Source organism: Pseudoalteromonas luteoviolacea (assembly GCF_001696455.1).
Taxonomy (GTDB): Bacteria; Pseudomonadota; Gammaproteobacteria; order Enterobacterales; family Alteromonadaceae; genus Pseudoalteromonas; species Pseudoalteromonas luteoviolacea_C.
Genome location: NZ_MAUJ01000001.1, coordinates 23,796 through 37,096, shown reverse-complemented (window position 1 = coordinate 37,096; position 13,301 = coordinate 23,796). Strand labels below are relative to the sequence as shown.

The window sequence follows — 13,301 nt, the reverse complement described above, 5'->3', positions numbered from 1 at the left end:
TCAAGTTAAAAAACCCTATCATCCACTGCCATAAGATATGCACTAGACATCTGTTCGATAAAGGATTTCCAAAATAAAAGGTGTAATATGAAGGTAGGTTCTCTCTATAGATTTCTCTAAATATAAAGTATGTTGCTTGGGAGAAAGAATACGTAGAGTTTATTTAACAACCTTGAGACTGGATTTTGCCTCTGTCTGCTCGTGAGTCTGATAGTTAAACTCTTTGGAGTCATCCCTGAAATCTTCTACACGCTTAAACGCCATTTGTACACCATCATGTTTGGCTAGATCGTTTTCACTTTCTAACGCTTCGCCCAAGTCCATGACTATCTCATAGGCTTTATTATAAAGCTCATCTGGCACCTCTGTTTCCTCTTTAGTTGCGACAAGGAAAGCGCGTACCTTCTTTTCAAAGCGGGTTAATTCATGGCCATTTATTACAACAGCCAAAATAAAACAAATTACCAAGCAATAAATTAGTAACAGGACGATTAATAATGGCATGTCAGCTTTCCCTAGCAAACTTATTGGTCATAAATATCTTAAATGGATACTTTGCTACCAAGATGAATTGCACAATCGTGATTGTAAGGATCAATATAGAAAAAATCGGGTTAAATGCAACAACACCCATATAGCCATGCACTATTAATTGAACAGTCTTTAATATCATCGCAAGTAGCTGAAAATAGCAGCAAAACCGTGCAACAGGAGCAAATGTACATCCTCTCACAGCATGTAACAGAGTAAGCGTGATAATGATGGAAGCGGAAGTACAAGCTGAAATAAAGTAATAAATCTGCCTGAGCGCGACCTCTTCTATCGGTAAGGTTACGATATAATCTAACAATTGCTGAAAAAGCACGTAAAAAACAAGTGTAACAAGTGCTGCTAGAAAACAAGAGTGTAGTTCATGGTCAGCCCTAGTTTTAAGACTACCAGAGCGTCCAAATAATAAGCTGAAGCGGTACTGCTTAAAGTAGTAAAGTAGATATACGACAACAAGGAACATGAGTACACGAAGCACCCAGCCGATTAAGTCTATAAATTCATTCATATATGTGTGTTACTAATCAATCTTTTAGGTGTTATAAGCTATTGCGGAACATACTAGCTGAGCTCTCTATTGCTTCCCACCAAACACACAGCCCAAACCATCTATCGTTATGATTTTGACATTTGTTGGCTACTATCCTTCGGTTTTAAGTTGCTTAACCCTTAAAGCTTTTTATTAAATATCGTACAAAATGTTTACGTTTCAATCGACTCAGGGCGTGGGTAGTTAAGTCATCAAAATTATTTTACGACCCACAATCCGTTTCTTTTTTTGCTGATATTTGAGTCAACTTCAAGCTCACCCTCGTCACATTCTGCAACAGGCTGCTTTTGGTTTCTAAACTTTTCAACGCGTCGAAATACACTTTTGACACCATCGTACTTAACCATGTCATTATTGCATTCCAGCACAGCTCCTAAATCATCTACTATTTCATACGCCTGATAGTAATCTTTTTGGCTGATCGCGTCTTCGCTATCCGCAGAGTCCTTTGCAATTAGTTTTTTTAACTTTTTTTCTATATTATTTAAGCTATGGCCCTTTACTATCACCGTTAGGCAAATAGTAATAGCCAAAATATAAAGTAATATAGCAGCGATAAGCATTGTCACAGAATATACCTTGTTTGTATCTAGTAACGTATATATTACAAGTAATTGTTAATTTACCGAAAACGGCAAACAGTCTAAACTTGAGCCCAAAACACTCACAACAAACCCACCATCTTACTGAGTTTAAAAAGTAATCATCAGTAAATATTCCGGCAGTAAAATAATATGTTCCCCTAACTAGAATTGCAACCTCTAATTTTACATTTTGTAAACAATACAGAGTACAAGCCCTATTCAGGTGTTTTTGGTAAACTCTTGAACAAAAAGAATTAATTCAATAATCAATTTAGAGCGTTTTTCTGCCAGAAAATGCATGCATTAGTGTCATGCCATCTACCAAGTCTAATTCTCCACCCACTGGCATACCGTGGGCTATTCTGGATGCGCTAACATCAAGGTTATTGCAAAGCTCAGCAATATAGTGCGCCGTTGCTTCACCTTCAACAGTGGGATTCGTCGCAAGAATAACTTCCTTAATGCCCCCTTTTTGTAATTTGGAATGCAATATATCGAGACCGATCTCTTGTGGTCCAATCCCATCTAGTGGAGATAAATGACCCATTAAGACAAAATACAGTCCGTTGTATTGTCCTGTTTGTTCTATCGCAAGAACGTCTGTAGGGGACTCTACAATACACAGCAAGCCCGTATCTTGGCGTTTCACACTGGTACAAATATCACAAATAGGTGTTTCTGAAAATGTTCGACAAGATTCACAGTGGCCTATGCTATTCATTGCTTCTGTTAAACAATTGCCCAGCTGTGCCCCGCCATCTCGGTCTCGCTCAAGTAAGTGAAAAGCAATACGCTGAGCTGACTTAGGACCAATACCTGGTAAACATCTTAGTGCTTCAACTAAAGCGGCTAATTTAGGTGATAACTGCATATACCCTCAACGTTGGTACTTTCGCACCAAATAAATAACGTGCTAAAAAGCGATAATAAGTGATTAAAACTTTGATTGAAAGAAATCAAGTCACCACAAAGTCCAATTGGCTCAATTTTGTTCTAGCTTGCAACCCTTTCCAATCTATGCAACTAGTTTTTATGCCTTAATACATAAGATAAACCTAATCCACTGCCAAAACCAAATAGATGCCCTGAACTACTTGTTTGCTCAGAAAAGTCTAAAAGTGTCGCAAAAAAGCTAATATTCGCGTAATAAGTTAAGACAACAAGTACGGCTAAGGTGACAATCCCAATTAGATTACGCTTAAACAAGGCGACACCGATCAAATAGCCGTAGAAACCCATGATCACGCCAGACGCGCCAATATGATTTCCGCTCCCTGCAAATAACCATACACAAAGACCTGTAGTTAAAGTAATACCCAGTGTCACTCTTTTAAAGCCTGCCTGCTTGCTCATGAGATAGCCGCTAATTGCTAAACCCATCAAGTTTCCACTCAAATGCGACCACCCACTATGTATAAATGGGGAGGTTAAAATACCAATTAGATGCATTTCGCTGTGTGGAATTATGCCAAAGGACTTCACTGGTACGCCAACCAAGTCCAGTAGCACCATCAAAACCATGACCGCCGCAGCATATAAAATAAGTCGAAAGTTACTTGTTACAATGGTATTCGTTTTCATGTAAAACTATGATTCTTCGATATTAGAAACGAAAAAGCCCGCTACTATTAGCGGGCTTTTTACTGTGCTCGTCCTAGAACGGCATTTTAAAACCTGGAGGCATTTGCATACCGCCGGTTACTTCCGACATACGCTTTTGAGTTTCTTCACCTACGCGACGTACAGCGTCATTGACAGCTGCCGCAAGCAAGTCTTCAATCATATCTTTATCGTCTTCCATTAGACTTTCATCAATTTCTACACGACGAACATTATGACTGCCTAGCATTGTGACTTTAACCAAGCCAGCACCTGCTTCGCCTGTAACTTCTAGGCTTTTAATCTCTTCTTGGGCTTTTTCCATGCGCTCTTGCATTTGCTGAGCTTGTTTCATGATATTGCCCATTCCACCTTTAAACATAGTGTGCTCTCTTACTTCAATAATTTAATTGGCTAAAAGATAAGGGCTATTGTAACCAATTACAATGCCTTTACCGATTTTTCGTTTACCGTCGCGTCAAATTCTGCCACCATCGTTTGGATAACAGGGTCTGCATTAACAGCGTCTACTGCCTCTAAATAACGTTGTTGGTCAATGTCCTGTTGAATTAAAAATGGAGTAGAATTCACTTGTTCTATAAATTCTAACTGCAATTCAATAGGCTCATTTAGCACCTTGGAAAAAGATTCCTGTAGCTTTTCTCTGAGCATAGGAGAATCAAGGTGTTGTTGACTTAATTCAGTTGACAATATGCAAGTACTAGCTTGCTTTTGGTACATTGCATGTAATGCAAACTGCCTGACACGTCCACTTAATTCCATCGCCTCAATCAGTTTTGCCCAATCATCTTTTTGATGCGCAAATTTGATATCACTTATCGGGCTTACAAAGTTCTCCGGAATTGGGATCTCAATTTTATGTTCATCTTCATCAGATTGAGATTGTTGAGGCGTAAGCTGCTCAATCAGCTCTGGGGCAAGCTTGCTCTCATCCTTTTTAAAGCGCTCGGAGATCTCTGGCTTTTTGGGCTTAGGTCTATGAATTGGCTGACGCGACTCTAAATCACTGTTTGTATTGGACCCAAGGTCATTGACCTGTTTAGAACTTGTCTCAGTAAAACTCCCTACTGGCTGTGAGGCTGAGCTTGAGGTGGGCAGCGCATTTGATTGTGCAACTTTACTTGCTGGTTGTATCACACTCCCCTGTTCAGGCTTTTTTGGCGTTTCGTTGCCCCCTAAAAGCTTTCCAGCACCCGAAATCTGCCTATTCTGTAATATTTTAGCAATTGCAGATTGTGCCTCGCCTTGTTTTTGTGAATATAACGTTTGGGCATCCCGCTTCGTATTCGACGGTTGTTGTACAGGTTGCTCAGTTGCCATATCTTGATTAACTGGTGCAGTATCGTTTTGTAGATACTGATTTTGCTCATCAAAACCTTGTGCAGTAGCTTGAGCCATTACATCGTTGAACTGCTGCTCCATAGGAGGAAATTGGTCTTGAGAGTCAATCACAGACGTTGGTGGTGGCAGATTTGGTTGCGACTGTGGTTGTGGTTGCGTCACCTGCGGCGGCTCAGAATGAGGGGCAATAGAGGGACGATCCGATAAGACGTCGCCACTATTTGGCAGTTGGTGATGTTGAGCCGTTCTTAATTGTGGTTGCTCGCTTGAGGTTTGCTGCTCAATAGGCGTAGTTGAAGGCGTCTGCTGCTGAGATGAATGTGTCTGAACCTGCGCCTTATTTTGGTTACTATTTAATATATCTCGTAATGCACCCGCTCGAGATTGATTAGCATTTTGTGCACTTTTTGAACTCACCGCAGTCGTTGCGAGTTGCACCAAATCAGTCCCTTCAAATGCGAGCAAGCGCAACATAACCATTTCAAAGCCAAGTCTAGCATCTGGTGCCCAACTCAAATCCTTCTTACCTGTCAGTAGTAGTTGATAGTAAAACTGCGCGGTTTGCGGAGAAACTTGCTCTGCGAGCATTTTTATTTGCTGCTTATCAAATTGTCCCATATGTGCTGCTTGCGGCACTAATTGAGTAAGCTGGATAATGTGCATCAACGAGATTAAATCATCAATAACACTGGTAAAGTTACCATTTTTAAGCGCTATATTATCGATTTCTGACATCAGTGCAGAGCCGTCCTGGCAAAGAATTGCACTCATTAACAACATCGCATGCGCACTGTCCATTAATCCCAGCATCTGCTGCACAGCAGTAACATTCAATTGTCCGTTGGTCTGCGCGATAGCTTGGTCAGTTAAGCTCAGTGCATCCCGCATACTGCCATCTGCTGCCTTAGCAATAATCTCTAATGCCTCTTGCTCGAACTGAAAGTTTTCGCTGGGTAAGATTTTGGCAAGCTGCTCAACGATTTGACCTTTTGCCATGGCATTTAAATTAAACTGTAAGCAACGCGATAGAATTGTGATTGGTAATTTTTGAGGATCCGTCGTTGCCAGCAGAAATTTAACATGTTCAGGCGGTTCTTCGAGCGTTTTGAGCAAGGCATTGAAACTGTGTTTAGAGAGCATGTGCACCTCATCGATTAGGTATACCTTATATCTACCTCGGGTTGGCGCATATTGCACATTGTCCAGTATCTCTCGAGTGTCTTCCACTTTGGTTCGTGATGCAGCATCTATTTCGATTAAGTCAATGAACTTGCCTGACTCTATCTCTTCACATGTACCACATTGACCACAGGGCGTGGAAGATATACCTTGCTCACAGTTTAAACTTTTTGCAAAGATCCTAGCAATAGTGGTCTTGCCGACGCCGCGAGTACCAGTAAACAAATATGCATGGTGTAAACGCTGTTCATTAAGCGCATTGATTAAAGCTTGCTTTACATGCTCTTGACCCATCATCTCGTGAAATGATTGCGGTCGCCACTTTCTTGCTAAGACCTGATAGCTCATTGGTACTACTCGCCGTCAAACTCTACTAATTTAAGGATATTCAAGCCAAGCGCTGCAACTCTTTGTTCACCACCTAGCTCTGGCAATGAAATAACAAAAGCAGCATCCGTAGCTTTACCGCCCAAGCGTTCAACTAGCTTCGCTGTCGCTTCAATCGTTCCGCCAGTTGCGAGTAAATCATCCACTAATAAAACTTTGTCGCCTTGTTCTATTGCATCTTTATGAAGCTCAAGCGTATCTTCGCCGTATTCAAGTTGATAAGACTGGCTGACAACTTCACGTGGTAACTTGCCTGGTTTACGAACAGGGATAAATGGAATGCCAAGTTCTAACGCTAACGGGGCACCGAAAATAAAACCTCGAGATTCCGTACCGATAATTTTATCGAAGCCTTGATCTTTATACGCATCGATAAATGCTTTTAGTGTTGCTTTAAAAGCGGCAGGGTTGGCAAGCAACGTCGTAACGTCTCTAAACATGATCCCTTCTTTAGGGTAATTAGGGACTGTTGCAATGCTCTCTTTGATCAAAGAAGTATTTTCTTGTGTCATAATGGTTCGTTATTAGATTTTAAGTCGAAAGAAGATGATTATAACAAGAATGGATCGAGTTGAAACGAGATTGAGTGATTTTCGAGGAAAAAACCAAACTTAAATCAATTAATGGGCCAAGCTTGTTTAGTTTGTGACCCATCTACACTGGAAGTCCATATTGAAAAGCCAATAAGCGTGTATTACGCACCTAAAGTAAGCCATCCTAAAATAGCATTTAAGCAACCAATCACGACAAAACAAGCTAAAAATGCAAAAAAGTACTTTGCATTAAATGGATCTTTGTAATCACTATCTGACATAGTAGTCCCCTGAAATTGAACCTTGTACCCGTTAAAAGAATAGAAGGCTATAGCACGACATGTGCGGTCAATTTTAGTGGAAGTTAAATTGTAGATAAAGTGCTGTTGGGGGTTTTCTCTACAATTATGCCAAGTTCAACAAATTGCTGAAGTGTTTGTTGTGCGCCTATTGCTAACTGCTCAGCGGTAAACTGTGGAATTTGTTCTGAGATACTATGGCTTAACTCAGTGATGCAAATACCAGGCGTTTGCGTAATCGCGTCAAGTAGCATTGTCGTCAATGGATTTACCGAGATAAACTGTGTTTCTTCATCAAAGTCTCGATACACAATGAAACAATAAGGCCCGCCATCGGGGTTGGTAGGCTGGAAATCAGGCTTTATCTGATGAACTGGATAGTCATAGTGAACACATCTGGCAGTCGACGACAAAAACAACGCTGTATCGAGCGCTAATGGAGACTGTCTCGTGCTTTCACTTTCACTGCGTTCACAAATAGAAACATCCAATTCAACCCATTCATAATGTGCAAGCTCATACATGAAGCTTGGATCATGCGTTTTTTTTGTATAGCTTAGCTCAAGGTAACTAAGAAATTCTTGGCTTATCTCAAGAAAGTATGGGCTCTTACAATCATGCTCGATAAAAAACTGGCGAACCAGTTTCTGCCAATCTTCTGGTAAATATAAACTTTTAAGCACGGGAAATGCAGATGCGACAAAGTTCTCAATATTATTAAAAAACAATTCCCGATAAATTTTCATTCTCCTGTCTTCAATACCTGTTGGGCTAGGTACATTGTCAGGATCTTTGATATGTGCAACAAAGTTAGCTTGCACTTGTGCAAAAGACATTAGGCAATCCCCCTTTGCTGCTGACGATATGCGCTTTGTGCTGAATGAATTTGGCCAACTTCGTCGAGTAAAATTTCCATTGGGGGAATATTAAAGTCTCGCTCTAACAAAGTTGGAAAGATACCGTGATACTCATAGGCTTTTGTGAGTAATTTCCACACAGGATCACATACGTCCGCGCCATGAGTGTCTATAAGCAAATCCTTGTCTTCCTCATAGTGACCCGCAATATGGCCATAAGCTATGCGCTCAGTAGGCATCGCAGCCAAAAAGGCTTCTGCGTCGTAACCATGGTTAATTGAATTTACATAGATATTATTTACATCCAGCAGCAAATCACAATCAGCTTCCTGTATAACTGCTAATGTAAATTCCAATTCAGACATTTCCTGACCCGGCGCCGCATAATAAGACACATTTTCAACGGCAATTTTTCTTTCCAAGTGTGCTTGTACCTCACGAATTCGACTCGCGGTGTGTTTTACAGCCTCCTCTGTGAAAGGAATTGGCATCAGGTCATACATATGACCGTCGCCCGAACAATAGCTCAGGTGCTCGCTGTAACACTGAATTTGATGGCGCTCAAAAAATTGTTTAAGCGCCTTGAGAAATTCAGCATCTAGAGGTGTTGTCGCACCAAGCGATAGTGATAAGCCATGACATACAAAGTTATGTTGCTCTGTTAGCCGAGAAAACTGATTACCAAACTTGCCACCCAAATTCATCCAGTTTTCTGGCGCTACTTCATAAAAGTCAACTTGGCTAGATGGTGAAGAAAGAACCTCACCTAGCATTTCTCTTCGTAAACCTAAACCAACGTTACCCATCGCTTTGTTCATCAACACTCCCACAGCCAAAACACCTAACTAATTATGGTAAAACTCAACCGGTGGCTAATTAGTGGCTACCGCCACACTTGCCTTCGCCGCATTTGCCTTCAGACTTGCTTTTTGCGCCACCACATTTGCCTTCGCCGCACTTACCTTCAGACTTGCTTTTTGCGCCACCACATTTACCTTCGCCGCATTTGCCTTCTTTGCTCTTCGCGCCGCCACATTTACCTTCGCCGCATTTACCTTCAGACTTGCTTTTTGCACCACCACATTTGCCTTCGCCGCATTTACCTTCTTTGCTCTTTGCGCCGCCACATTTACCTTCACCACACTTACCTTCGCTGGCATCAAGTTGATATCCGGCAGTCATCACTTCATAAGAGAATGGGTTAGCAGAGGCTTCTGCAGACGCCAGTGCCGCTGTGCTCGCTACCGCAGCGCTTAATGTCAAAGCTAATGAGTTTTTCTTTACTGTGTTCATAGTGTTATCTCTCAATCTTTAATTCGGGTTCGTTTAATAGACCCTATTTCCTTAAAACTAATTTCAAAGTTTTTTAATTTTTGAGTATCGAGTGTTTCAATATCGGCTATTTCTTTAGAAGTACAGGCAAGATTTATATTAATAATTGTCTCCTTCTCATATAGAATAGCGCGAATTTTCAATTGGTGCAGTGCTCATGAAACTTATATTGGCCCCGATGGAGGGCGTAGTCGATTTTAAAATGCGAGAATTGCTATCTGATCTGGGCGGGTTCGACCTCTGCGTTACAGAATTCATACGAGTCGTTGATTTAACGCTACCTAGACGAGTGTTCATGCGTTATTGTCCAGAACTATTAAATGGTGGTTATACACGTTCAGGTACCCCTGTTCGTATCCAACTACTCGGTCAAGTCCCTCATGTACTTGCTGCCAATGCGAGAAAGGCTGTTAAACTAGGTTCACATGGGGTCGACCTTAATTTCGGCTGCCCGGCAAAAACGGTCAATAAGAGCAAAGGTGGCGCGGTTTTACTTAAAGAGCCAGAGCAAATCTATCAAATCATCAAATCTGTACGAGACGCAGTTCCCGAAGAGCACGTGGTGAGTGCAAAAATTAGGCTCGGTTTTGACGACGATGCAAATAGCACTGAAATTGTTGACGCAGTGCAAAGTGCCGGGGCTTCCAGTTTGGCTATTCACGCCAGAACCAAGCGCGACGGTTACAAGCCCCCAGCCTACTGGGAAAAAATCCCGCCGCTACTTTCACGGTTATCCATCCCAGTTGTTGCTAATGGCGAAATTTGGCAGGTCGAAGATGCGGTTCGTTGCCAGCAACAAAGTCAATGCCAAGACTTGATGCTAGGCAGAGGAGCTTTGGCGACGCCTGACCTTGCAGCAAAAATAAAAGCACATATGCAAGGCACAAATTATACCGCATTAACATGGCAAGAAGTGGTCTATCATATTGTGCATTCATCCATGCACCAAGACGAGAATGTCAGCGAAAAGTATTTTTCATCTCGTACAAAGCAGTGGCTCGGATATTTAAAACTTCAATACCCGGAGGCGCATGGTTTATTCGATGAAATAAAACGTTTAAAAGCAAAGTCTGATGTCGTGGATGTCTTAGAGAAATACGCAAAGTCCCCGTCACTTGATTCAAATCATAACATCTAACTCGCCGCAATAGATAATGGTCATTCAGAGGAGAACCTGCCCATGAATGATAATCTACTAAGCCAATGCCAAGTAAAACTCGCAAATGAACTTGCTCTAACACGAGCAAGCTTCATTGAAGAGTTAAAAACAACCAGTAACCCAATTACATCTGAGCTCGCGGAAATGCTCCAACAGATATCACCCGCGGATTGGATTGATAGTATTGATGAAAAAATTTGCCCAAATCAATTCCCCAATTATATGAGACTCATTCAAATTGAAGCAGCAATGTGCCAAATTGATATAGGGCAATTTGGGTTTTGCTGTGATTGCGAAAAAGAAATAGAAGTGGAGCTGCTAAACCAAGACCCCACGACACAGAGGTGTAAGAGCTGCCAATCTAAAGCTTAGATGAGGCTTTAATATATGGCAGTATCGCCATATTAGTAGCTGGATGAAAAGCGATATTATTTAACAATGCATGGGCTAGAGCGTCATTCAGGGCTAACCGGGATTGAAGTCTGTGCATTGCTTGTCTTTGAGACCACGCATACAAATGAATACCTAAATCCACTTCAGCTAAAACCGTCAACACCTTTAAATCTGACAAAGGAATATATTGATAACAATTGGCCAGAGTGTGCTCCACATCCACGTAGCTATCTCGCCAGTTTAAACCAGATTTGGCTTCACAGTAGCTGGACGTTATCTGCAATATAGCGGGTAAGCGCAGCCCAATATTATTTATATTGCTCTCAACAGGTTCATCTACAGCGTCTGTTTTGGCGCTTAAAAACGCTGCGAGCTCATGTGGATCATGCGTCTGACCGGAATAAAAATTAAGCTTACTTTGGTACCACTCTTTGCCGTTTGGCAACTGATACAGGCCAATCCCCGAACGAACCTTATACTCTGACAAATACTGTACAAGAGCTTGTTTCTCCTTACTGTCATAATCTGATTGCGTTAAGTACTTTAATAGTTGCGCACGCTCAAGCCGGGACAAGATAACCTTACTTTCATAGCCTTCTCTCAAACGCGCTAAGACCAGCATTAACCAGCTGTTTAAACTGTCTTGGGAAACAACTCGGTCTGCACGTGCAAGTACGTCTAAATGAGGTGACCATGCAAAAAATCGCTCTGGATATCGCTCCTGAATTTTCAGATAGTTAATTGAGTTTCTATGTTCTTCAGAAAGGACAGCCATATCTACGGAGTGAAGCAGCCTATGACGAGATTTTAAATAGCCCTCATCAAATGGCATCGCTTTAAATTTTGCAACACCCCCATCATCAGCATGTGTATTACCAGAAATAGCAAACCAATTTAATGCTTTGGAAGATTTAAAAAACTCTTCATAAGTGAGCGATTGATGGGGCTCTGAGCAAGCACTTATTAGGAGAAAGCCAGAAAAAGTAAAGAGCAGCGTACTTATCTTAAGCATAAAATTCCCAATGGGTTACAGTGTATATCGGCAACTGTTGACATATGGTAGCCGTGTGAAATGAACGCAATAGATTGGCAGTTCAATGGAATTAAACAGTTTACGCAATCTAAAATAAGAAGTCGTGTTTTAAATCAATATTTGATTCGGTGAATTAAAACGCGTTAATGAACGTGGTAGCCTATTTTGTCTAGGGCGGGTCAATGGAAATAAAAAAGCCCCTGATGGGGCTTTTTCAATTAAAGGCTGATGCCTTTACGCTGTGCTTTCTCTTTGATGAAAGAAGCCCAGCTGCGAGCAAATTTGCGTGTTTTAGGATCTTCTTGAGCCTTAATAATCGCACGGTATGCCTGCTTGTACTTTTCTTGATAAAGATAAGCTTCTGCCAAGTCAGAGTAGATTGTACCCTTTTTCTTAGAACCAAGCTCAAGCGCTTTATTTAAACGAACAACTGCAGCCGCATATTGTAGGTCTTGTAGCAACAAGCTACCAGACTTTCTATATAGTTCTGCGTCATCATCAAATTTAGCTGCTTCTTCGTAGTACTGAGCTGCTTTGTCAATGTTCTTCGCTTGGTGGAAGTAACTTGCCGTCGCAGTCACATTTTGCTTATTGCGCTCAATGTTTTTATCTTTGATTGCCTTTTCAAACGTCACAGCCGCTTTGTAAGGAATTTCATTCAAAGAGTAGTAACTACCAAGAATCTTGTAGTGGTTCTCTTTCTCAAAGTAGCCTTTCTTATATGCAATCTCCATCACAGTTTGACCTTTACGGTACTGCTCTGTTTGCATGTAGAAAGAACCAAGTTGAGTCCAAACTTGCTTGTCTTCAGGGAAGATCTTCACAAGTTCCTCAGCAACACTAACTGCATTCTTGAATTGCTTAAGTTCAAAGTATGAACCAATTTTAAGCATGTAGAATGACTTGTTAGGCTCTTCTTTATTTAAAGCAATAGCTTGGTCAGCTGGCTTAATCACATCAGCAAACTTCTTAAGTTCGTAGTTAGCTTGTGCGATTCGACCGTAAACTTTTGAGTCTTCTTCACCCGTAAAGTCCATCCAGTCGTAATAAGCCTTCTTTGCGCCTTCGTACTGCTCAGTACCTACTAATAGGTCACCTAGCAACTTCATTAGATCGGCTTGATCTTTGAAGTTTAGTACATCAGGTGCAATCGCTTGACGAATGTACTTGATAGCCGTTTTATACTCTTCTTTTTGAGCATACAGGTTACCTAAGTAGCGATTAACCGTTGCTTTATCAAACTCATCTGAAGCGTCGATTTCAAGTAGTATAGCAATTGCTTCGTCTACTTTATCTTCGTTGTAAAGGTCAAATGCTTTGATAACCTTTTTACCAACGCGCTCACCCATGACTTTAGTCTTAGCTTTTTTACGCTCTTCAATCTTTGCAGGATCTGGAGCCGCAACTGCAGCGGTGCTTAGTGCACCGCCAGCTAAGGACATCATCAGAGCAAGAGCTGTTGCTTTTGACATTTGCTTCATATCT

The 13,301-nt window shown here is 41.3% G+C and carries 15 protein-coding genes; 2 read left to right on the top strand and 13 right to left on the bottom strand.

Annotation, left to right across the window (positions count from 1 at the left end; genetic code table 11):
• Positions 1-159 precede the first annotated feature (159 nt).
• From A7985_RS00195 to A7985_RS00145, 11 genes are all read right to left on the bottom strand, one after another.
• Positions 160-504, bottom strand: coding sequence for a hypothetical protein (locus A7985_RS00195; RefSeq protein WP_065788443.1), 345 nt, complete (start codon positions 502-504; stop codon positions 160-162).
• A gap of 1 nt (position 505) precedes the next feature.
• Positions 506-1,057, bottom strand: a complete 552-nt coding sequence (locus tag A7985_RS00190; protein WP_065788442.1) for a hypothetical protein — start codon at positions 1,055-1,057, stop codon at positions 506-508.
• Between the two features lie 239 nt (positions 1,058-1,296).
• Entirely contained in the window at positions 1,297-1,668 is a 372-nt protein-coding gene (locus A7985_RS00185; protein ID WP_065788441.1) for a hypothetical protein, read from the bottom strand.
• A gap of 286 nt (positions 1,669-1,954) precedes the next feature.
• Positions 1,955-2,554 carry a recombination mediator RecR gene (gene recR / locus A7985_RS00180; RefSeq protein ID WP_065788440.1) on the bottom strand — a complete coding sequence of 200 codons (600 nt, stop codon included), beginning with the start codon at positions 2,552-2,554 and terminating at the stop codon, positions 1,955-1,957.
• Positions 2,555-2,706: 152 nt separating this feature from the next.
• Positions 2,707-3,264 carry a rhomboid family intramembrane serine protease gene (locus A7985_RS00175; protein WP_065788439.1) on the bottom strand — a complete coding sequence of 186 codons (558 nt, stop codon included), beginning with the start codon at positions 3,262-3,264 and terminating at the stop codon, positions 2,707-2,709.
• Between the two features lie 73 nt (positions 3,265-3,337).
• Positions 3,338-3,664, bottom strand: coding sequence for a YbaB/EbfC family nucleoid-associated protein (locus A7985_RS00170; RefSeq protein ID WP_010368987.1), 327 nt, complete (start codon positions 3,662-3,664; stop codon positions 3,338-3,340).
• A gap of 59 nt (positions 3,665-3,723) precedes the next feature.
• The gene (gene dnaX / locus A7985_RS00165) at positions 3,724-6,171 is read right to left on the bottom strand and encodes a DNA polymerase III subunit gamma/tau (protein WP_065788438.1); all 2,448 of its coding nucleotides are present in this window, start codon (positions 6,169-6,171) and stop codon (positions 3,724-3,726) included.
• A gap of 5 nt (positions 6,172-6,176) precedes the next feature.
• Positions 6,177-6,722 (bottom strand): adenine phosphoribosyltransferase, encoded by a 546-nt coding sequence (gene apt / locus A7985_RS00160; protein ID WP_065788437.1) that lies wholly within the window; start codon positions 6,720-6,722, stop codon positions 6,177-6,179.
• A 385-nt stretch (positions 6,723-7,107) separates the two neighbouring features.
• Positions 7,108-7,878 carry an HvfC family RiPP maturation protein gene (locus A7985_RS00155; protein WP_065788436.1) on the bottom strand — a complete coding sequence of 257 codons (771 nt, stop codon included), beginning with the start codon at positions 7,876-7,878 and terminating at the stop codon, positions 7,108-7,110.
• Entirely contained in the window at positions 7,878-8,717 is an 840-nt protein-coding gene (locus A7985_RS00150) for an HvfB family MNIO-type RiPP peptide maturase (RefSeq protein ID WP_065788435.1), read from the bottom strand. Before A7985_RS00150 ends, A7985_RS00155 begins: the two co-directional genes overlap by 1 nt.
• Before the next feature lie 58 nt (positions 8,718-8,775).
• A complete protein-coding gene (locus A7985_RS00145; RefSeq protein WP_065788434.1) occupies positions 8,776-9,192 on the bottom strand; it encodes an HvfA family oxazolone/thioamide-modified RiPP metallophore in 417 nt (138 codons plus the stop codon).
• Positions 9,193-9,388: 196 nt separating this feature from the next.
• Between A7985_RS00145 and A7985_RS00140 the strand changes: the two genes are divergently transcribed.
• The gene (locus A7985_RS00140) at positions 9,389-10,369 is read left to right on the top strand and encodes a tRNA-dihydrouridine synthase (RefSeq protein WP_065788433.1); all 981 of its coding nucleotides are present in this window, start codon (positions 9,389-9,391) and stop codon (positions 10,367-10,369) included.
• A gap of 42 nt (positions 10,370-10,411) precedes the next feature.
• Entirely contained in the window at positions 10,412-10,762 is a 351-nt protein-coding gene (locus tag A7985_RS00135) for a TraR/DksA family transcriptional regulator (protein WP_065788432.1), read from the top strand.
• Here the strand turns inward: A7985_RS00135 and A7985_RS00130 are convergent.
• A complete protein-coding gene (locus A7985_RS00130; RefSeq protein WP_081310369.1) occupies positions 10,752-11,795 on the bottom strand; it encodes a hypothetical protein in 1,044 nt (347 codons plus the stop codon). The genes A7985_RS00135 and A7985_RS00130 overlap by 11 nt on opposite strands.
• 239 nt (positions 11,796-12,034) lie before the next feature.
• On the bottom strand, positions 12,035-13,297 hold the full coding sequence (locus A7985_RS00125) for a hypothetical protein (RefSeq protein ID WP_065788431.1): 1,263 nt from the start codon (positions 13,295-13,297) through the stop codon (positions 12,035-12,037).
• Between the last annotated feature and the right edge of the window lie 4 nt (positions 13,298-13,301).

Bases quoted from the DNA above. Each gene is read 5' to 3' on its own strand.
- A7985_RS00125 (WP_065788431.1), bottom strand. From the start codon at position 13,297: ATGAAGCAAATGTCAAAAGCAACAGCTCTTGCTCTGATGATGTCCTTA.
- recR (WP_065788440.1), bottom strand. From the start codon at position 2,554: ATGCAGTTATCACCTAAATTAGCCGCTTTAGTTGAAGCACTAAGATGT.
- A7985_RS00155 (WP_065788436.1), bottom strand. From the start codon at position 7,878: ATGTCTTTTGCACAAGTGCAAGCTAACTTTGTTGCACATATCAAAGAT.
- A7985_RS00170 (WP_010368987.1), bottom strand. From the start codon at position 3,664: ATGTTTAAAGGTGGAATGGGCAATATCATGAAACAAGCTCAGCAAATG.
- A7985_RS00195 (WP_065788443.1), bottom strand. From the start codon at position 504: ATGCCATTATTAATCGTCCTGTTACTAATTTATTGCTTGGTAATTTGT.
- A7985_RS00140 (WP_065788433.1), top strand. From the start codon at position 9,389: ATGAAACTTATATTGGCCCCGATGGAGGGCGTAGTCGATTTTAAAATG.
- dnaX (WP_065788438.1), bottom strand. From the start codon at position 6,171: ATGAGCTATCAGGTCTTAGCAAGAAAGTGGCGACCGCAATCATTTCAC.
- A7985_RS00130 (WP_081310369.1), bottom strand. From the start codon at position 11,795: ATGCTTAAGATAAGTACGCTGCTCTTTACTTTTTCTGGCTTTCTCCTA.
- A7985_RS00135 (WP_065788432.1), top strand. From the start codon at position 10,412: ATGAATGATAATCTACTAAGCCAATGCCAAGTAAAACTCGCAAATGAA.
- A7985_RS00190 (WP_065788442.1), bottom strand. From the start codon at position 1,057: ATGAATGAATTTATAGACTTAATCGGCTGGGTGCTTCGTGTACTCATG.
- A7985_RS00145 (WP_065788434.1), bottom strand. From the start codon at position 9,192: ATGAACACAGTAAAGAAAAACTCATTAGCTTTGACATTAAGCGCTGCG.
- A7985_RS00150 (WP_065788435.1), bottom strand. From the start codon at position 8,717: ATGAACAAAGCGATGGGTAACGTTGGTTTAGGTTTACGAAGAGAAATG.
- A7985_RS00175 (WP_065788439.1), bottom strand. From the start codon at position 3,264: ATGAAAACGAATACCATTGTAACAAGTAACTTTCGACTTATTTTATAT.
- apt (WP_065788437.1), bottom strand. From the start codon at position 6,722: ATGACACAAGAAAATACTTCTTTGATCAAAGAGAGCATTGCAACAGTC.